17 protein-coding genes and 1 pseudogene are annotated in these 19,046 nt (G+C 75.5%); 10 read left to right on the forward strand and 8 right to left on the reverse strand.

The window, feature by feature from the left end; genetic code table 11:
- Positions 1-113 precede the first annotated feature (113 nt).
- Positions 114-1,781, forward strand: coding sequence for an ABC-F family ATP-binding cassette domain-containing protein (locus ACFWIC_RS04640; RefSeq protein ID WP_380515788.1), 1,668 nt, complete (start codon positions 114-116; stop codon positions 1,779-1,781).
- Here ACFWIC_RS04640 and ACFWIC_RS04645 read toward each other — a convergent pair.
- The 3 genes and pseudogenes from ACFWIC_RS04645 to ACFWIC_RS04655 all read right to left on the reverse strand — a co-directional run bounded on the left by ACFWIC_RS04645 (position 1,768) and on the right by ACFWIC_RS04655 (position 3,937).
- Positions 1,768-2,583 (reverse strand): class I SAM-dependent methyltransferase, encoded by an 816-nt coding sequence (locus ACFWIC_RS04645; protein ID WP_355403930.1) that lies wholly within the window; start codon positions 2,581-2,583, stop codon positions 1,768-1,770. The two genes, ACFWIC_RS04640 and ACFWIC_RS04645, sit on opposite strands and share 14 nt — an antisense overlap.
- Before the next feature lie 168 nt (positions 2,584-2,751).
- Positions 2,752-3,069, reverse strand: a pseudogene (locus ACFWIC_RS04650) (VOC family protein); the annotation flags it as partial.
- A gap of 220 nt (positions 3,070-3,289) precedes the next feature.
- Positions 3,290-3,937 (reverse strand): lysophospholipid acyltransferase family protein, encoded by a 648-nt coding sequence (locus tag ACFWIC_RS04655; protein ID WP_329881110.1) that lies wholly within the window; start codon positions 3,935-3,937, stop codon positions 3,290-3,292.
- A gap of 190 nt (positions 3,938-4,127) precedes the next feature.
- On the opposite strand from ACFWIC_RS04655, the gene ACFWIC_RS04660 reads away from it, so the two are divergent.
- Positions 4,128-5,621 (forward strand): bifunctional phosphatase PAP2/diacylglycerol kinase family protein, encoded by a 1,494-nt coding sequence (locus tag ACFWIC_RS04660; protein ID WP_380515791.1) that lies wholly within the window; start codon positions 4,128-4,130, stop codon positions 5,619-5,621.
- 189 nt (positions 5,622-5,810) lie between these two features.
- Positions 5,811-6,020, forward strand: coding sequence for a hypothetical protein (locus ACFWIC_RS04665; protein ID WP_329881113.1), 210 nt, complete (start codon positions 5,811-5,813; stop codon positions 6,018-6,020).
- Positions 6,021-6,183: 163 nt separating this feature from the next.
- Here the strand turns inward: ACFWIC_RS04665 and ACFWIC_RS04670 are convergent, their stop codons facing one another.
- Together ACFWIC_RS04670 and ACFWIC_RS04675 are read right to left on the reverse strand one after the other, a co-directional pair.
- Positions 6,184-7,377 carry a DUF6745 domain-containing protein gene (locus ACFWIC_RS04670; RefSeq protein ID WP_380353697.1) on the reverse strand — a complete coding sequence of 398 codons (1,194 nt, stop codon included), beginning with the start codon at positions 7,375-7,377 and terminating at the stop codon, positions 6,184-6,186.
- Positions 7,378-7,545: 168 nt separating this feature from the next.
- On the reverse strand, positions 7,546-7,872 hold the full coding sequence (locus ACFWIC_RS04675; protein ID WP_329881116.1) for a hypothetical protein: 327 nt from the start codon (positions 7,870-7,872) through the stop codon (positions 7,546-7,548).
- A 214-nt stretch (positions 7,873-8,086) separates the two neighbouring features.
- Here ACFWIC_RS04675 and ACFWIC_RS04680 point away from each other — a divergent pair, with 214 nt between their 5' ends.
- From ACFWIC_RS04680 to ACFWIC_RS04705, 6 genes are all read left to right on the forward strand, one after another.
- A complete protein-coding gene (locus ACFWIC_RS04680; RefSeq protein WP_380353694.1) occupies positions 8,087-9,040 on the forward strand; it encodes an STM4015 family protein in 954 nt (317 codons plus the stop codon).
- Between the two features lie 60 nt (positions 9,041-9,100).
- Complete coding sequence (locus tag ACFWIC_RS04685) at positions 9,101-10,030, forward strand: STM4015 family protein (protein WP_380353691.1); 930 nt, start codon at positions 9,101-9,103, stop codon at positions 10,028-10,030.
- A gap of 10 nt (positions 10,031-10,040) precedes the next feature.
- On the forward strand, positions 10,041-11,327 hold the full coding sequence (locus tag ACFWIC_RS04690) for an STM4014 family protein (protein WP_380353690.1): 1,287 nt from the start codon (positions 10,041-10,043) through the stop codon (positions 11,325-11,327).
- A gap of 104 nt (positions 11,328-11,431) precedes the next feature.
- The gene (locus ACFWIC_RS04695) at positions 11,432-12,325 is read left to right on the forward strand and encodes an STM4013/SEN3800 family hydrolase (RefSeq protein ID WP_380353801.1); all 894 of its coding nucleotides are present in this window, start codon (positions 11,432-11,434) and stop codon (positions 12,323-12,325) included.
- Complete coding sequence (locus ACFWIC_RS04700) at positions 12,322-13,716, forward strand: STM4012 family radical SAM protein (RefSeq protein WP_329952800.1); 1,395 nt, start codon at positions 12,322-12,324, stop codon at positions 13,714-13,716. Before ACFWIC_RS04695 ends, ACFWIC_RS04700 begins: the two co-directional genes overlap by 4 nt.
- Positions 13,717-13,727: 11 nt before the next feature.
- Positions 13,728-14,666: an STM4011 family radical SAM protein gene (locus ACFWIC_RS04705; protein ID WP_380515798.1), complete on the forward strand. Its 939-nt coding sequence runs from the start codon at positions 13,728-13,730 to the stop codon at positions 14,664-14,666.
- A gap of 52 nt (positions 14,667-14,718) precedes the next feature.
- Here ACFWIC_RS04705 and ACFWIC_RS04710 read toward each other — a convergent pair whose 3' ends face one another.
- Both ACFWIC_RS04710 and ACFWIC_RS04715 read right to left on the reverse strand, forming a co-directional pair.
- Positions 14,719-14,877: a hypothetical protein gene (locus ACFWIC_RS04710; RefSeq protein WP_380515801.1), complete on the reverse strand. Its 159-nt coding sequence runs from the start codon at positions 14,875-14,877 to the stop codon at positions 14,719-14,721.
- 80 nt (positions 14,878-14,957) lie between these two features.
- The gene (locus ACFWIC_RS04715; RefSeq protein WP_380515804.1) at positions 14,958-16,004 is read right to left on the reverse strand and encodes an alpha/beta hydrolase; all 1,047 of its coding nucleotides are present in this window, start codon (positions 16,002-16,004) and stop codon (positions 14,958-14,960) included.
- A gap of 305 nt (positions 16,005-16,309) precedes the next feature.
- On the opposite strand from ACFWIC_RS04715, the gene ACFWIC_RS04720 reads away from it, so the two are divergent.
- Entirely contained in the window at positions 16,310-17,092 is a 783-nt protein-coding gene (locus ACFWIC_RS04720; protein ID WP_380515807.1) for a hypothetical protein, read from the forward strand.
- Positions 17,093-17,488: 396 nt separating this feature from the next.
- On the opposite strand, the gene ACFWIC_RS04725 is transcribed toward ACFWIC_RS04720, so the two are convergent.
- A complete protein-coding gene (locus tag ACFWIC_RS04725; RefSeq protein ID WP_380515809.1) occupies positions 17,489-18,835 on the reverse strand; it encodes an LPXTG cell wall anchor domain-containing protein in 1,347 nt (448 codons plus the stop codon).
- Between the last annotated feature and the right edge of the window lie 211 nt (positions 18,836-19,046).

The raw sequence follows: 19,046 nt of genomic DNA on the forward strand, positions 1-19,046 counted from the left end.
GCACCGGCCTCCCGCGCTACCGTCGGCCCCATGTCGACGCCCCGCATCTCCTAGCTGACGGACCCGCCTCCACGCCACCCGTGTGCCCGTCCGCTGTTCCGGAGCGTCATCCCATGATCACCACCCGTGGTGTCGACGTGCGCGTCGCCGCCCGCCTGCTGCTGTCCGACGTCACCCTCCACATCGCACCCGGCGACCGTATCGGCCTCGTCGGCCGCAACGGCGCCGGCAAGACCACCCTGCTCTCCACCCTGGCGGGCCGGATCCGGCCCGCCGCCGGGACCGTCACCCGCACCGGCCCGGTCGGCTACCTGGCGCAGGACTCCAGGGCCGCCGACCCGGCCGTCACCGTCACGGACCGGATCCTGTCCGCGCGCGGTCTGGACTCCGCCGTCCGCGCCCTGCGCGCCGCCGAGACCGCGCTGGCCGAGGCCGCCACCGCCGTGGTCGCGGCGACGGGCCGTTCAGCGAGGAATCCCGCGACCGGGACCGCCGCTCCCGCTCCCGAACGGGCCCAACGCCGGGCCATGGCCGCCTACACCACGGCCGAGGCCGAGTTCCAGGCTCGCGGCGGCTACGCGGCGGAGGCCGAGGCCGCCCGGGTCGCGGCAGGCCTGGGCCTGCCCGGCCGAGTCCTCGACGGCCCGCTCGGCGCGCTCTCCGGCGGTCAGCGCCGCCGGGTCGAGCTGGCCAGGATCCTCTTCGCCGGCCACGACACCCTGCTCCTCGACGAGCCCACCAACCACCTGGACGCCGACGCCGTCGCGTGGCTCCGGGACTTCCTGGCCGGCTACCCGGGCGGCGTGGTGCTGATCAGCCACGACGTGCCGCTGATCGCCGCCACCGTCAACCGGGTCTTCCACCTCGACCCGCAGCGTGCCGCCGTGGACGTCCACAACACCGGGTGGGCCGCCTACCTCGTCCAACGCGACGCCGACGAACGCCGCCGCGTCCGCGAACGCGCCAACGCCGAGCGGAAGGCCACCGCGCTGCACGCCCAGGCCGACCGGATGCGGGCCAACGTCGCGACCGCCGTCGGCGCCCGTTCCATGGCCCGCCGCGCCGACCGGATGCTCGCCGCCCTCGAACCGGCCCGGCGGGCCGAGCGCACGGCCCGGATCCGGCTGCCCGACCCGGCGCCCTGCGGCCGGATGCCGCTCGGCGCCGTCAGCCTCGCCAAGTCCTACGACGGGCGGCGCGTGCTCGCCGGCCTCGACCTCGCCGTCGACCGGGGCACCCGGCTGGTCGTGCTCGGCCACAACGGCGCCGGCAAGACCACCCTGTTGCGGATCCTGGCCGGTCACGAGCACCCCGACGGCGGCCGGGTCGTCCCCGGCCCGGGGCTGAGGCTCGGCTACTTCGCCCAGGAACACGACACCCTCGACCCGGCCCGCAGCGTCCGGGAGAACCTCTCCCGGGCCGCGCCCGACCTCACCGACGGCGAACTGCGGCACGTGCTCGGCGCGTTCCTCTTCCGCGGCGACGACGCCGACAAGCCCGCCGGAGTCCTCTCCGGCGGCGAGAAGACCAGGCTCGCCCTGGCCGGACTGGTCCACTCCGGCGCCAACGTCCTGCTGCTGGACGAGCCCACCAACAACCTCGACCCCGCCTCCCGCGCCGAGGTCCTGGCCGCGGTCGGCACGTACCCCGGCGCGATCGTGCTGGTCACCCACGACCCCGGGGCCGTCGAGGCGCTGCGCCCGGACCGGGTCCTGCTGCTGCCGGACGGCGACGAGGACCTGTGGAACGACGGCTACCTCGACCTGGTCACGGCAGGCTGACCGGCCCGCCCCGGTCGTCCGGGGCACTCGGCCGGCCGGGGTCCCGGGGCTTCCGGGCCTCGATCAGGAACCGGGCGGAGTGGGCGACGAACGGCCCCTCCGCCCGGATCCGGGCGTCCAGCTCACGAAGCCGATCCCGGTACGCGCCGACCGTGAAGCCCGGAACCATCCAGACCACCTTGCGCAGGAAGTAGACCACCGCACCGATGTCGCGGAACTCCGTCCGCAGCCGCTCCGAGCGCAGGTCGACGACCTCCAGTCCGGCGGCCCGGGCGGCCCCGGCCTCGTCCTCCGGTCGCCGGGCCCGGCGTGCCTCGGGCTGCGGCCCGAGGAAGTACTCGACCAGTTCGAACACCGAGGCCGGCCCGACGTGCTGGGCCAGGTAGCTGCCGCCCGGACGCAGGACCCGGGCGATCTCCTCCCACCAGACCGTCACCGGGTGCCGGCAGGTCACCAGGTCGAAGGCGCCGTCGGCGAACGGCAGCGGCGGCTCGTCCGGATCGGCGACCAGGACGGCGCCCAGCGGGTGCAGCAGCCCGGTCGCGCGGGCCACGTTCGGCGGCCAGGACTCGGTGGCCACCATCGTGGCCGGGAAGCTCCCGGCCACACCCGCCAGCACCTCACCGCCGCCGGTCTGCACGTCCAGGGCCGCCGACACCCGGGCCAGCCGTTCCCCCAGCAGCCGCTGGTACCCCCACGACGGGCGGTCCTCGGTCGCCCGGCCGTCCAGCCAGGAGAAGTCCCACCCGTCGACCGACACCGCCTCGGCCTCGGCCACCAGTTCCTCGAACGTCCGCTCCATGGGCCCATCCTGCCCCGCTCCGGTCCGCCCTGCTTCCCCCGGCCGCGTCCGACCCCGCCCCGGCCTCGGATCGTCGCCGCCGGATCGTTGCCGCCGGATCGTCACCGCCCGCGCGGCTCCCGACGGCGGAGTTCCGGACCGCAGGGTTCCCGACCGGCCGCCTCCGGCTCAGGCGAGCCGGGCGGCGACCCGCTCGTTGCCGGAGAGGTCCCGGAAGTGCAGTGAACGGTCCGGGCCACCGTCCGGTACCCCGGGTGTGGTGGACACCCCGAGCTCGGCGAGCCGGGCCTCCACCCGGTCGAGGTCCGCGATGTGGAGGACCGGCAACGGCAGCCCGCCGGTCTGCCGCCCCGCCGCCGCCCGCGCCTCGGGCGACTCCGCCGGCATCAGGCAAAGCCCCGCCCCGTCCGACAGCCCCGCGTGCGGCGGACGGTGGCCGTCGGCCGCACCGTCGAGGAGCACCGTGAGGCCCAGCCCGTCGCGGTAGGTCGCGGTAGAAGGTCGGCGCCGCCTCCGTGTCGTCGACCACCACCACCGTGCGGGCGATCGCCGAGAACAGTCCGTTCGTCTCCTTGCGCCCCCCGGCCGTGCCGCGACCGTAGGGCACCGACACTGACACTGCCGCTCCCGCGCCGGTCCCCGGCCGTCGACGGCCCGTCACCCGCCCGACCGGAACCGCCCGGAACCGCCCCCGGACCCCGCCGGCTCAGGCGGCTTCGGCCCGGCGCGCGGCAACGGTCCAGGCCGCCGTGACGGCACGGTGGGCCGCGGCCGTCGCCTCGACGGCGTCGCCGGCCAGCCGGACCGGCGCACCGAGGTGGACGTGGAGGGTCGGACGGCGGACCGGTGCGGTGGCCAGGCCCGCCAGTTGCTTGAACGAGCCGCCCGACGTGAGCCGCCGGGAGCCCGCCTGCCCGAGCGGGACCACCGGAGCGTCGGCGGCGCGGGCGAGCCGCGCCAGGCCGCTGCGGAAGGGCCCCGGCGGCTGCTCACCGGAGTCCCGGCGGCGGGGCAGCCCGCCCTCTCCGTAGATCAGGACGACCCGCCCGGCGGCGAGTGCCTCCGCGGCTGCGTCGAGGGCCTCGGAGGCCCGCGCGGTACCCCGGTGGACGGCGATGTGCCCCTCGCGGCGCAGCAGCTGCCCGAGCGCCGGGATCCGCCAGAGCCCGGCCGTCGCCAGCACGACCGGCCGGATGCCGAGACGGTGCAGGGCGGCGAACACGACGACCGGGTCGGCGAGCGAGGTGTGGTTGGCCGCGACGATGCTGCCGGGGGCGGGGAGTTCGGAGCCTTCGGCGGTGACCTGGAGACGGCCGAGAGCGGGGACGAGGAACGCTGCGGTGCGACTGATCATGGCGGTGGCGTGGTCCTTGTGACGGTTTCGCAGTGTTGTCGGCCAGTCTGCGGGAGCCCGCTGAGGTGCGCCTGAGTACCCGTACTCAGCTTCGACCGGGACGGGTCCGACCGGCCGTCGCCGGTTGCGAGACGCTCCGGAGCAGGTCCCGACCTCGCATTCCGGGCCGACCCTGTCTAGGCTCACGTGGATGAGGCGACTGGACGTACTCGACCAAGCCCTGTTCACGCGGATCGCCACGGCCCGCTCGCGCGGCACCGGGCGGCGGACCGCGCCGTGGATGCGCGGACTGAGCCGGGCCGCCAACCACGGCGTGCTCTGGTTCGGCACCGCCGCCGTGCTGGGGGCCGTCGGCGGACGGGCCGGCCGGCGGGCGGCCCTGCGCGGGGTGGGCTCGCTGGCGCTCGCCTCCACGGTGGCCAACATCGCCGCCAAACAGCTGACCCGGCGTCCGCGCCCGCAGCTGGACCCGGTGCCGGCCGCCCGCCGCCTGCTGCGCCAGCCGATCACCACCTCGTTCCCCTCGGGCCACTCGACCTCCGCCGCCGCCTTCGCCACCGCGGTCGCGATCGAGTCCCCGGCGGCCGCGGCCGTGGTGGTGCCGGTGGCGCTGGCCGTCGGGGCGTCCCGGGTCTACACCGGTGCGCACTACCCGGGCGACGTGCTGGCCGGGTTCGCGCTCGGCTCCGCGCTCGCCGCGCTCACCCTGCGATGGTGGCCCAGGTCGTCCGACGTGCCGCCGCCCGCGGGCCCGCCCCGCCGCGCGGCCCCGGCGCTGCCCGAGGGAGCCGGGCTGTCGGTCGTGGTCAACAGCGGCTCCGGCAGCGGCGCCCTGACGCCCGCCGGACCGGAGGAGACCGCGGAGCTGCTGCGCACGCTCCTGACGCGGGCCGACGTCCGGGTCTGCGGACCCGACGACGACCTTCCCACGCTGCTGACCGAGGCGGCCGACCGCGCCGCAGCGGCCGGCGGGGCGCTCGGGGTCTGCGGCGGCGACGGCAGCGTGAACCTGGCCGCCGGGCTCGCGGTCGAGCGGAACCTCCCGCTCGCGGTGTTCCCCGGTGGCACGCTCAACCACTTCGCCCTGGACCTCGGCATCGACGGGCCGGAGGCGACCGCGGCGGCCGTGGCCGCCGGGACCGCCTGCGGGGTGGACCTGGGTATCGCCGCCGACGACACCGAGCGGCGGCACTTCCTCAACACCTTCAGTCTGGGCGTCTACCCCGAGCTGGTCAGGGTGCGGGAGTCGTTGGAGGGGCGGCTGGGCAAGTGGCCGGCGCTCGCGGTGGCGGTGGTCCGGGTGCTGGCCGCCGCCGAACCGGTCACCGTCCGGGCGGGCGGCCGCGACCGGCGGCTCTGGCTGCTGTTCGCGGGCAACGGCGCGTACGACCCGCCGGGCTTCGCCCCCACCCACCGGACCGGTCTCGCCGACGGCCTGCTGGACATCCGGATCGTGGACGGCGGTAGCCCGTTCGGCCGGACCAGGCTCGCCGCCGCCTTCCTCTCCGGGACCCTCTCCCGCTCCCGGGTCTACCACTCCGCCCGTCTCGGCGCCCTCGACCTCGACGCGCTGGGGAGCGCCGACCGGATCGCGGTCGACGGCGAGTCCGTCCCCGCGGCCGGTGCGCTGCGGCTGGCCAAGGCCCGCCAGGCGCTCACCGTGTACCGGCCGGCCCTGGACTGAGTCGGGAACCGTCGCAGCGGCCCCGCACCCGGCCCGCACCCGGCCCGCGTGCGGCGGCGCTGCGCCGCCGACAACGCCGGAAGGGCCTGGACGACACGCAGCTCACCCCATTCGAGTGACATTCCCTCCGGTGGCCCGACCCGGGTCCCTAGTGTTCACCACACAGTTGGTCTACGAAGGGATACCACCATGTACCGCACCGTCCGCACCTTCGCCGTTCTCCTCGCCGCCGTCGGCGCCGTTGCCGTCCCGACCCAGGCCTTCGCCGACGGCGGCGACACCGTCACCGTCACCACCATCACCGTCATCGGCACCGGCAACCAGCTCGCCGGCGGCGACATCTACAACACCGGCGGCGACGCCATCATCGGCGCCTTCAACGCCAACAACGTTTCCTGACTCCCCCACTCTGACCTACGACACCGCCCGCGCCCCCTCCGGCGCGGGCGGTGTCGCGTGCGCCGGGACCTCACGCGGCCGGCACCGGCTTCCGGAGCCGGTGGAGCGTCCGCAGGGCCTCGCGCCGGTACTCGGCCGACCTGAAGTCCCTCCTCCAGCCCGATCAGGTCTCGCGCTGCGGGTGGTACTCCTCCTCGGGCACCCCGAAGGTCCACGCCACCCCGGCCCGGGCGGTGCGGGTGCCGGGCGGGACCCGCAGCCAGTACGTCCGGAAGGTGCCGTCGGGCTCGGCGGTCGAGTTGACCACCTCCACCATCACCACCGGCTCGTCGTCGGGCAGCTGGATCCGCCAGAGCACCCCGGTCCCGTCACGGTGCAGCGGCTCGGCGCCGGAGTCCGCGAGGTACCGCTCGTAGCCGTAGTGCTCCAGCAGGACGCGGCGCAGCTCGGCGTTCTCCTCGGTGCGGATCCGCTCGACGGTGACGGAGCCGAGACCCGCCAGGAACTCGGCCGGGACGGGCATGCCGCGCCACGCGTGCAGGGCGAAGCCGTCGGCGTACGCGACGGCGGGTCCGTCGGCCCGGTCCAGGCGGCCGGCCTCGTCACGGTGCAGTTCGACCGGCCGCTCGCTGATCAGCACCACGTCCTCGTACGGCCACCACCAGCCGACACCGAGCGCCACCTCGGCCAGCGCGGCGATCGCCCCACCGGCGCCGTCCCGGTCCGCCGCACCGCTCGGATCACCCGAATCACCCGAATCGCTCGAATCGGCCGGAGCCGGTCCCAGGACACCGGCCGCTTCGAACGCGGCGAACCACGGTGCGTCGTGCTGGCCGCGGACGGCCTCCAGCAGGGCGAGCCGGGCGGCCGTGCGGCGCTGCAGGGCCGCATCGACCACCTCGTCCGGCTCCTCCTCCGTGTCGGGTTCGGGGGCGAGCCGGTCGAGCACGGCGTTGCGGATCCGGTCGGCCAGCGCGTTCGTCACCGGGCCGAGCTCACCGCCGGTCAGCGCCCAGAGCGGTGCCCAGCCGCCCGCGCCGACCCGCTCGACCGCGCGGCCCCGGACCGCGTCCCACGGCCTGGTCCGGACCGTCTCGCGCACGGTGACCGCGCCGGAGCCGTGCAGCTCCAGCGCCGTCGCCGCAGCCGCCAGCGGCGAGCCGAACCACCGGATGTCGGCCGGTTCCGCCAGCCCCACGGCCCGGTACGCGGCCCGCACGGCCCGCTCGACCCCGTCCCGGTCGGCCGGGCCGGTGGCCGCCGCTCCCGCCCGCCAACGGGCCGTCACCTCGGCCGGTCCGGCCACCCCGCGGTCCACTGCCGTCCGCACCGTCTCCACCGCTTCCGCCGCCGTCATCACACACTCCGATCCCGGGCCGGGCACCCGACCCGGGCACCCCACGTCCGTTCCGTTCCGTTCCGTTCCGTCGTTCCGTTGCGTTCAGCGCCCTGTACCGCCGTGCACCCCGGGCCCCGCCGAGGTCGCGGGCACCGTGGACCCGGCGGCCCGGTCGCCCGACGGCCGTCAGTCCGCGACGACGCGGACCGATCCCGGCACGTACTCGCGCTGGCGGACCACCCGGTACCAGCCCTTGGGCAGCGGTATCGCCGCGTGCTCCTCGTGCACGACCCGGCCGCCCTCGACGAGGTGCAGCCAGGCCGCGCCGAACGGCCCCGCCTCGCGACGCAGCTCCCCCGGGCCGACCACGGCGTGGGCATGGCCCGTCACCTCGCCCAGCGCGAGGACCAGCCTGCCCCGCGCGTCCCGGGGCTGCGGGGCCAGCGAGCCCACCCGTGTCGGCACCGCCGACTCCTCCACCGGCACGATCAGCACGTCACCCTGGCGGTACATCAGTCCTCCTCGACCGGTCCGACGGACCATCGGAATCCCACGCCCCGGACCTTAGGACAGGGGACTGACAACGGCCGGTCCGGGCCGGGCGCGGGGCCCGCCGGCAGCCGGCGCCGCCGCCGTGACGCGCCCGGTTTCCGCCCCGGCCACCGGATTGTCCGACCCGCCTGGTAGACACTTGTTCGGCCCGCACCGACACCTCCAGGAGCAGCGCATGACGGTCAACAAGCACATCGAGGAGTTCCACGGCCTGCCGGTCTTCGACTTCGTCGCGGCCGTCGACGAGGGCGGCGAGCTGCCGGAGCCCGGCGCGGTGGCCTGGAAGGTCGCCGTCGAGTTCGACGCCTCCACGGGCTGGGTCGAGCGCTGGCAGCAGTTCCTGGACGCCGTCGACACGGGCCGGGTCGGCGCGGTGGTGGTGGGCGAGTGGTCGAAGGACGGACCGGAGAGCTTCGCCGAGCCGCTGGCCGCGATCCTGGGCGCCGCCGACCGGCTGCCGGCGCTGCGCGGCCTGTTCGTCGGGGACATCACGTACGAGGAGAACGAGATCTCCTGGATCGACATGGTCGACGTCACGCCGCTGCTGACGACGTTCCCGCTGCTCACCGAGCTGGTGGTGCGCGGCGCCTCCGGGGAGAGCGTCGACGGGGACGGGGTGTCGCTGAAGCCGGTGCGCCACGAGCACCTGCGGGCGCTGCGCTTCGAGTCGGGCGGGCTCCCGGTCGGGGTGCCGCGGGCGGTGGCGGCGAGCGAGCTGCCCGCGCTGGAGCGGCTGGCGTTCTGGCTCGGCGTGCCGAACTACGGCGGCGACACCGCCCTCGACGACCTCGCGCCGTTCCTCGACGGCACCCGGTTCCCGGCGCTGCGCCACCTCGGCCTCCAGAACAGCGCGATCCAGGACGAGATCGCCGCCGCCGTCGCCCACGCCCCCGTGGTGGCCCGGTTGGAGTCGCTCGACCTCTCGATGGGCGTGCTCACCGACCAGGGCGCCACCGCGCTCCTGGACGGCCAGCCGCTCACCCACCTCAAGACGCTCGACCTCCACCACCACTACCTCACCGACGCGATGCAGCAGCGGCTGCGCGAGGCGCTGCACGGGGTGTCGGTCGACCTCTCCGGGGGCGGCAAGCCCGACGACCAGTGGCGTTACGTGGCGGTCTCCGAGTAGCCCGGCCGCGGAAGGACCACCTCCCCACCACCCGTCAGTCGTACAGCCCAGGGGGGCACCATGATCACCTCTACCAACGAGCAGTTCCACGGTCTGCCGGTCGTCGGGTTCCCCACCGACCGGAGCGGCCCGGACGCCCTCCCGGAGCCCGGCGCCGTCGCGTGGCGGCTGTCGGTGGAGTACGCCGCGGAGGGCGGGTTCGACGCGCTCTGGGCGGACTTCCTGGCCACCGTCGACCCGGCCTCCGTGCGCGCACTGGTCATCGGTACGTGGTGGCCGCACGACCACGAACCGGCTGAGCAGATGCTCGCCGCCCTGGTCGGTGACGCCACGCGGCTCAGCGCGCTGGAGGCGCTCTTCATCGCCGACGTGACGTACGAGGACTGCGAGATCTCCTGGTTGGAGATGTCGGACATCACTCCGGTGGTGACGGCGTTCCCGCAGCTGACCGAGCTGGTGGTGCGCGGCGGCAACGGGCTGCGGCTCAGCCCCGTCCGGCACGACCGCCTGGTGGACCTCCGCTTCGAGGCCGGCGGCCTGTCGGCCGAGCTGGTCCGGGGGGTCGCGGCGAGCGAGCTGCCGGCCCTGGAGGGGCTGGAGCTCTGGCTCGGTGTCGACGACCACGGCGGCAGCTCCGACGTCGACGACCTGACGCCGTTCCTCGACGGCACCCGGCTGCCGGCGCTGCGCCACCTCCGGCTGCAGAACAGCATGTTCCAGGACGAGATCGCCGCCGCCGTCGCCCACGCCCCCGTGGTGGCCCGGTTGAGGACGCTCGGCCTCTCGATGGGGACGCTGACCGACGAGGGCGCGGCCGCGCTCCTGGACGGCCAGCCGCTCACCCACCTCAGGACGCTCGACCTGCACCACCACTACCTCACCGACGCGATGCAGGAACGGATTCGCGCTTCCCTGCCCGGCGTGGCGATCGACCTCTCCGAGCCGGAGGATCCGGACAGCGAGTGGCGCTACGTCGCGGTGGCCGAGTAGGCGGGCGGCGATGACGACCTCCCGCCCCGGGCCCCCGCCTCCGGCCGCGGCCCCCACCGCGCACACGGACACCGCCACGGGCGGCGGCATCGCCACGGGCACGGGCATCGACGCCACGGCTACCCGCCCGGCTGGCACCACCGGCCCCGCCCGGGGCGGCCACCGGCTCCCGGCGTCCGGGCGACTGACCGTGCTCGGCAACCCGGGCCACCGCCGGGTGACGCTGTTCGCCGCCGCCGCACGTGCCGCCGGGCTGCCGGAACCCATCGTGCTGCCCTGGATCGACGTGCTGCACGGTACCCACCGGCTGCCCGGGGGGAGCCTGGTGCGGATCGAGTCGCCCGGCGAGGACGAGGCCGTGGACGCGCTGCTGCGCGGGCCTGCCCTCGGCGACGGCTACGCACCGACCAGGGTCGAGGGCGGAGCGGCCTGGTACGCGCGGGTGACGACCGCACTGCGCGCGCTGGAGCAGGCACCCGGTGTCCGGCTGCTCGGCGACCCTGCGGAGATCGCCGTGATGTTCGACAAGCGGCGCACGCACGCGCTGCTGTCGGCGGCCGGCGTACCGGTGCCCCGGGCGCTCGGCGGCGCCGCCGTCACCGGCTGGGAGGACCTGCGCGAGCGGCTGGCGGTCGCCGGGCTGCGGCGGGTCTTCCTCAAGCCCTCCCACGGCTCCTCCGCCTCGGGGGTGGTGGCGCTGGAGTTCGGCCCCCGCGGCCAGGTGCAGGCGACCACCTCGGTGGAGCTGGCCGGCGGGGAGCTCCACAACTCGCTGCAGGTCCGACGCTACCGGGACGAGCCCGTGGTGGCCGAGCTGGTCGACCGGCTCGCCCCGGACGGACTGCACGTCGAGCAGTGGGTCCCGAAGGCCGCCCAGTCGGGCCGCTCCGCCGACCTCCGGGTCGTCGTGATCGCCGGACGGGCCACCCACGTGGTGGTCCGCACCAGCCCGCAGCCGATGACCAACCTGCACCTCGGCGGTTCCCGCGGCAGCCTGGCGCTGGCCCGGGAGGCCGCCGGACCGGCGTGGCCCGCGCTCCTGGAGACGGCGGAGCGGGCGGCCCGGTGCTTCCCGAACTCCCCGATGGTCGGTGTCGACGTGCTTCCCGTCGCCGACTGGCGGCGGGCACTGGTGGGCGAGGTCAACGCCTTCGGTGACCTGCTGCCCAACCTCACCGGTCTGCCCGGCGGCCCGGCCGAGGGCCTGGACACCTACGCCGCCCAGCTCGCCGCCCTCCTCCTGCCCGGCCCCGGGCAGGATCCGACGCACCACCCAGGTACGGAACAGCCCCGATGAACCACCGGACCACCCGGCCCACCGCGCCCACGCCCACCATGCCCGCGCCCGTCGCCCCCGCGCCCGTCGTCGTGCCCGGAGACGCTCCGGCGGGCGGCCCGGACATGAACGCCGTCGTGGGCAGCCACGACCTGCTCCTCGTCACCCTGGACACCCTGCGGTTCGACGTCGCCGAGGAGTTGGCCGCCGCGGGGCGGCTCCCGAACCTGGCCGCCCACCTCCCCGGGGGGCGCTGGGAGAAGCGGCACTCCCCCGGCAGCTTCACCTACGCCTCCCACCAGGCGATCCTGGCCGGGTTCCTGCCGACCCCGGCCTCGCCGGACGGGCCGCACCCGCGTCTGTTCGCCGCCCGGTTCGCCGGCTCCGAGACCACCGCGCCGCTCACCTGGGTGTTCGACGCCGCGGACCTTCCGGGTGCGCTCGGCGCCGCCGGGTACCGGACGGTCTGCATCGGCGGGGTCGGCTTCTTCAACAAACAGGGACCGCTGGGTTCGGTACTGCCCGGCCTCTTCCAGGAAAGCCACTGGGCACCGGAGATGGGAGTCCCCTCGCCCACCTCCTTCGAGGCACAGGTCGCCCGCGCCGAGCAGGTGGCCGCCGAACAGCCCGCCGACCGGCCGCTCTTCCTCTTCCTCAACGTGTCGGCACTGCACCAGCCGAACTGGTTCCACCTGCCCGGCGCCACGCGCGAACACGGCGACAGCCGGGAGAGCCACGCCGCCGCCCTCACCTACGTGGACGCCCACATCGGCCGCCTCTTCGCGGCGATGAGCGCACGACGACCCTGCTTCGCGATCGTCTGCTCCGACCACGGCACGGCCTACGGCGAGGACGGCTACACCGGGCACCGGATCGGCCACGAGGTGGTCTGGACCGTCCCGTACGCGCACTTCACGCTCCCCGCGCACACCGAGGCAGCCGACGCCCGCCTCGACGCCACCGACGCCGCCACCACGGCCGCCACCACCGACGACGACGCCGCCGAGGAGACCGTATGACCACCGCCCCCGCCCGGCCCGCCGGACCGTCGCACCGGGCCTCCCCCGCGACTCCTTCGAGCCCCGTGGCACCCGAATCGCCGTACCGGTCCTACGTCTACGCCTACCCGCACAAGACCGCGTACCGCACGCTGTCGGACCGCCCCGCGCTGCGTGACCTGTGGGCCGGCGAGCCCCAGCACGCGCTCTCCCTCTACCTCCACATCCCGTTCTGCGAGGTGCGCTGCGGCTTCTGCAACCTCTTCACCCGGATCGGCGGCCCGGACGGCCTGACCACCGCCTACCTGGACGCCCTCGACCGCCAGGCCGACGCCGTCCGCGCGGCGCTCGACGACGGGGCCCGGTTCGCGCTGGCCGCGTTCGGCGGCGGCACCCCCACCTACCTCGACGCAGCGGAGCTGGAACGGCTCTGCGACATCGCCGAGCACCGGATGGGCGCCGACCTGCGGGCGATCCCGCTCTCGGTGGAGGCCTCACCCGCGACCGCCACCGCCGACCGCCTGGAGGTGCTCGCCGCCCGGGGCGCCACCCGGCTCAGTCTGGGCGTGCAGTCCTTCGTCGACGCCGAGGCCCGCTCGGCGGTCCGCCCGCAGAAGCGCGCCGACGTCGAAGCCGCGCTCGGACGGATCCGCGCCGCCGGATTCCCCGTCCTCAACATCGACCTCATCTACGGCATCGACGGTCAGACCGAGGCCAGCTGGCTCCACTCACTGGACGCCGCACTCGTCTGGCAGCCGGAGGAGCTGTACCTCTACCCGCTCTACGTCCGCCCGCTGACCGGTCTGGCCCGACGCGCGGAGCCGGAGAGCACGGCCCAGTGGGACGCCCGGCGGCTCGCGCTCTACCGGGCCGGCCGCGACCACCTGCTCGCCCACGGCTACCAGCAGGTGTCGATGCGGATGTTCCGCCGCGCCGCCTCCCCGCAGGCCGGCAGCGGCGAGTACGCCTGCCAGACCGACGGCATGGTCGGCCTCGGCTGCGGGGCCCGCTCCTACACCTCCCGGCTGCACTACTCCTTCGACTACGCGGTCGACGCCACCGAGGTCCGCCGCATCATCGACGACTACGTCGCCACCGAGGAGTTCCGGCACGCCGTGGTCGGCCGGGCGATGACCCCGGACGAGGCACGGCGGAGGCACCTCGTCCAGTCGCTGCTCCAGGCCGACGGCCTCCCGGTGGCCGAGTACCGGGCCCGGTTCGGCAGCACCCCCGCCGAGGACTTCCCGGTCGAGCTGGCCGACTTCGAGGCCCGCGGCTGGCTCTCCACCGGCGTGGACGCCCCCGGCCGGCTGGCGCTCTCCCCCGAGGGGCTGGCGCACTCGGACGCGGTCGGTCCGATGCTCTTCTCGCCCGAGGTCCGCACGCTGATGGCCGCGTACGAGGCGAAATGACCTTCCTCGGCATGCCCTCCGCCCGCCCGGCGACCGGACCGACGACCGGCCCCAAGCCCGAGCCGGCGGCCGGGAGTTCAGCAGGGCCGGCGACCGGGCTCGACCTCACCCTCCTCTACCGCGGCCCGCTCTCCTCCTGCGACTACGACTGCCCCTACTGCCCGTTCGCCAAGCGGCGCGACACCCCCGGACAACTGCGCTCCGACCGCGCCGCGTTGGAGCGGTTCAGCGCCTGGGCCACCGGCCGGGCCGGCACCGGCGACACCCTCTCCGTACTGTTCACCCCCTGGGGCGAGGGGCTGGTCCGGTCCTGGTACCGGCGGGCGCTGGTCGAGCTGAGCCGGTTGCCGCACGTCCGACGGGTCGCGATCCAGACCAACCTCAGCTGCCGCACCGGCTGGCTGGCCGAGGCCGACCTCGCCACCCTGGCACTCTGGGTCACCTACCACCCCGGGCAGACGGACCACGACCGCTTCGTCGGCAAGTGCCGTGAACTGGACGCGCTGGGCGTGCGCTACAGCGTCGGCGTGGTCGGGCAGCCCGAGCACCTGGAGGCGGCCCGGCGGCTGCGCGCCGAGCTGTCGCCGGCCGTCTACCTGTGGATCAACGCCGCCGAGGGCCTGACCTACACCGATGCCGAGGCCGCCCGCTGGGCCGCCGTCGATCCGCACTTCGGCTACAGCCGGCACGCCCACCCCAGCGCCGACCGCCCCTGCCGCACCGGCGAGTCCGTCCTCTCGGTGGACGGCGACGGCACCGTCCGCCGCTGCCACTTCGTCCGTGAGGAGCTCGGCAACCTCTACGACGACTCCTACCGGGCCCGGCTCGGTCCCCGCGCCTGCCCGCTCCCGGTCTGCGACTGCCACATCGGATACGTGCATCTGGAGACCCTGCCGCTGTACGACGTGTTCGCGGGCGGCGTCCTGGAACGCGTGCCGCACGGCTGGTGACCGCGGCCCGCCCGCCGGACGGACCGGGTGACCGTGGCGACCGCCGGCCCCGTCAACGGGTCGGCCGGGGGAGTTCGCCGGACACCCCGGGTCGCCGGGGCTCGCCGGACAGCACCGCGTCCTCCCCGGCGGAACGCCCCAGGGCGGCCCCGTGCCGGACCGCCGGGTCGGAGCCCTCCGCGGGTCGGGGCGCCGGGTCCTGCACCGTCACGTCCACTCCTCCGGCGGAGGAGGCCGGTGGTGCCCGTCGGGGCCTCCGGGGGCGAACCGCCCGGCCGCCGTCCACCCTGCTCAGCCGCCGGATCCGCCGCCCGGACGGGGCTGCGCCAGGATGCGCCGGAGCCAGCGGGCGCGGGCGTTCCGGGCGTCCCGGCTGAGCGCCGCCTGCGGAGCGAGGGTGTCGAAGCCGTGGAACGCACCGGGCCAGACGTGGAGTTCGGCCTGGCCGCCGGCCCGCCAGATGGCATCGGCGTAGGCGACGCCCTCGTCCCTGAAGGTCTCGGCCGACCCGACCTCGAGGTAGGCCGGGGGCAGCCCGGAGAGATCGGTGGCGCGGGCGGGAGCCGCGTAGGGCGGCACGTCGGCGGCGCCGCACCGGTCCCCCAGCAGCGCCTGCCACCCGGTCGCGTTGGAGGTTCGGTCCCAGGTGTCGATGCCCGCCATCTGGTGGCCGGAGAAGGTGTCGTTGCGGTCGTCCAGCATCGGGCACAGCAGCAGTTGCCCGATCGGTACGGGCCCGCCCCGGTCGCGCGCGAGGAGGGCGAGCGCGGCAGCCAGCCCGCCGCCGGCGCTCTTGCCCCCGACGACCACGCGGTCCGCGTCGAGGCCCAGTTCGGCCGCGTGCTCGACCGTCCAGGCGAATCCGGCGTAACAGTCCTCCACCGGCCCGGGGTACGGCGTCTGCGGGGCCAGCCGGTACTCGACCGAGACGACGGCCAGCTCCGGCGGGAGGGCCCCTTCACCGAGCAGTGGAGGAAGCACGGACCGGGCGTTGCCCATGACCATCCCGCCGCCGTGCATGTAGTACAGGAACGGCAGCGGCCCGGCGACCCCGGTGGGCCGCACACGCACGAGCGTGATGTCCGGGCCGCCCGGCGCGCCCGGCACACGCAGCTCGTCCACCTCGAAGCGGCCGCCGGCGCCGAGCTCCCGGTCCGTCGGCGCGGGCCGCGCCGCCACGTCCGCCTCCTGCCGGGCCGTCAGGTTCTCCGGGGTCAACGGATCCTTCACCCCGGCTCCCAAAGCCGCCAGGGCCGCGCTCAGTTCGGGATCGAAAGGGGGAGCGCCGCCGACCTCGGGAGCAGGACCGGAACGGGACGGCACACCACCGGCGGTCATGACGCGGCGCCCCGTCGAACGAGGGCGGTGCGTCCAGGAAGCGCTCGCGCGTGGTCCATACGGTCCAGTCAACCACCCACCGGGCCGCGCCCACAGTGCGTCGGTCGACGACAACGCCCTTCTCTCGGCGCGAGGAGACCGTCCGCGCGCCGGTTCCCGGCGAGCCCCTGCCGTGCCGGACATCATCCAAAGCCGCCCGTCCGCACGCCGGTTGGCCCGTCCGGTTCCTCGGCCCGATTGTCGGACCCGTGCGGTTCAATTCCTCCGACGCACCGCTACCCCGCCTTGCCCCTGGAGCCCCGACCATGACGCAGGACACCACCCGCCCCGACGCCCCCGACGACTGGGAGGCCGTACTCGCCCACTCCTTCGGCCAGGTCCTCGGCCGACCGCTCTCCGCGTACGACCCCGCCGCCCGCTACGGCGCCTACTTCAGCGGCAACTTCATCCTGGAGAGCGAGCTGGACCGGGATCCGGTCTGGGTGGGCGGGGCCGCGCTGGCGGGGAGGGAACCCGTCGTCACGGCGCACCTGCTGCTCACCCCGCCCGGCGACCTCGACGCCACGGAGCTGGTCTTCGACGCGAGCCGCTCCTATTTCCTGGTCGAGCCGACGAAGTTTCCCGACGCCTTCGCCGACGACCTCGTCGCGTTGTCGCCGTCCTGGACCGGCGCGGTCCTGGGAGCCGACCTGGGTCGGCTGGCGGACCGTCACGGGCTCGACCTCGCCTCGGCCGACCTGCCAGGCGGGGCGTGGAGGCTGTGGGAGGGCCGGATAGCCTCCGCCGACACCCTCCTCGACGCGCTGCGCGCCGCCACGGGCCTCCTGGGCGTCACCGGCCCGGGCGACGTGCCCGCCGGTCTCGGCGACTCAGCCGACGAGGTGGACGGCGAGGCCCACGACCGGATCGCGGCCGTCGAGGACGACCGCCTGCGCGACTACCTGGCGGCCTTCTGCGACCCGGAGTCGCACGACCTCGCCCTCTGCCTCTACGAGATGGAGGAGGAGCAGGACGGCGGGCCGTTGGTGGCCCGCTGGGACGGCTCGGTCGACCAGTACGAGGTCGTCGTCCGGCGGATCGACGCCTGAGGGCGGACCGCAGGCCGCGAGCGGCGGACCCCGGACCTCGCACGGCAAGCCGGTCGACGGGGCCGGAGGCGCGCCCGGTCGACGAGACAGGCTCCTCCTATCCCGGCAAGGAATCCCTCCGGTCCGAGGACGGTGACTGCTTCTTCGGCCGGGAGGAGTTCGTCGAACACCTGGCCGCCATGGTGTCCGCGCCCGGCCGAACCGGCACACCGGGCGCCAAGTCGGCTATTAAGTCGGCTGGTTGACGGACGGAACCGGTGAATCCGGCGGCACGCCCGACCGATCGGCGGCGGAGCCGCCCGCGCCCACCGCCGGGAGGCCCCGGTGACCGAGCGCGCCGTCAGCGGGCCCGGCCACCGGGGAGCCGTGTTCCGGCGCTCCCCGTGTCGCCGGGGTTCAGGCGCGTCGGCGGCGGGCCAGCCAGAGGGCGCCGCCGCCGATCACGGACAGGCCGCCGGCCGTGCCCAGGAGAGCCGCGGACCCGTCGGAACCGGTGCTGGCGAGCTCACCTCCGACCGGGGCGGCCACCGCCACCGGGGCCGCCGGGGCCGGGGCGACAGCACGGACCGGGGCCGGGGAACTCGTGGCGGACGGGACGGCCGCCGCAGGAGTGGCGCTGCTGCTCGCCGGGGCCGGAGCGGTCGGCACGGGCTTGGTCGGCACGGGCGTGGCCGTCGCAGTGGCGGTGGCAGTGGCGGTGGCCGTGGCGGTGGCGGTCGGCTCGGGTGAGGCGGTCGCCTTCGGGGCGGTGATCTCCACGACGGCGCCCCGGACGCACATGGTCGTCCCCTGGAACGGCTGGGCCGCAGGCTCGTTGACGAAGGTGCAGGGGGTCAGCGGGGTCGCACCGACCGGGGTGGTCGCGTCGTAGGACACCCGGACGCGGGTGGTCGTCGTGGCACCCGCGCCGATTCCGGAGTCACGGCCCTCCAGGTAGACACCCGGCTTCCCGTCGGGGTCGCTCCCGCGGACCGGCGCCAGGGTGTTCCAGGAACCGTCGGCCCGGCGGACCTGGACGGTGGCGTGCGGGTCGGTGAACAGGACGCGGCCGAGGTTGGCGTACGCGGAGGGGGTGGGGTTGGCCAGGACGGCATCGAACTCGATCGGCTCGCCGCCCGCGACGGCCGTGGCCGGCACCGGGCCCAGCGAGGCGGAGATCGAGTCGACGCCGATCGTCCGGGTCTCCTGGGCCAGCGCGACCCAGGACCCGTCGAGGGCGGCCACCGCGGAACGCAGGTCCATCGACCGGAACCCGCCGTTGCTGTACCCGTTGTGGGGCCGGCCCATGGGGGCCCCGATGCGCAGCCGGACGGTGGCGGTGGCCCCGGGCGCGACGGTCAGGTCGCCGGGGAGCGTGCCCTGGTAGCCGACCCGCCCGCCCGTGGTGCCGGTCTCAAGCGGGACGGGCTTCCAGGCGCCGTCGGCCGGGTCCCGGTAGTCGATGGTGATGGCGTCCGGGGTCGGCGTGCCCGCCTCGCTGGTGGTGCTCAGGGACAGGCCGTACGAGGTGGTCTCGGTGCCCGTGTTGGTGACGGTCTCGGTGAACTCGACCGGCTGGCCCGCGAAGCCGACCGAGGCCGGGGGCTGAACGGTGAGGACGGCCGACGGCGGCGCGTCGGCGAACGCCGCGGGCGCCGACAGCAGGACCGGCCCGGCGGCCAGGACGGTTCCCAGGACGACGGCGGTGGCGGTGCGCACGACGGAGCGGCGCAGGCGGTGCGGGAGACGGACGGCGGAGAGCATGGCGGGGTCCTCTGGTTTCCGGCTGCGGGCAGGCGTCAGCAGCGATCGGCGGTGCGGGTGGGTGTTCCACGGGTGCGCGGCTGCGCCGGCCGGCCCCGGGTGGCGGTGCTTCGGGTGCGGGCCCGTGCTCGGCCCGAACCCTCACCGAGGCGGCTTCCCGCCTCTCATCCGTACAGACGTGTGGCGGCGCCCCGGGTTGCAGGTCGGTTGC

Origin of the sequence: Kitasatospora sp. NPDC127035 (assembly GCF_042726075.1) — a bacterium.
In the GTDB taxonomy this organism is placed as follows: domain Bacteria; phylum Actinomycetota; class Actinomycetes; order Streptomycetales; family Streptomycetaceae; genus Kitasatospora.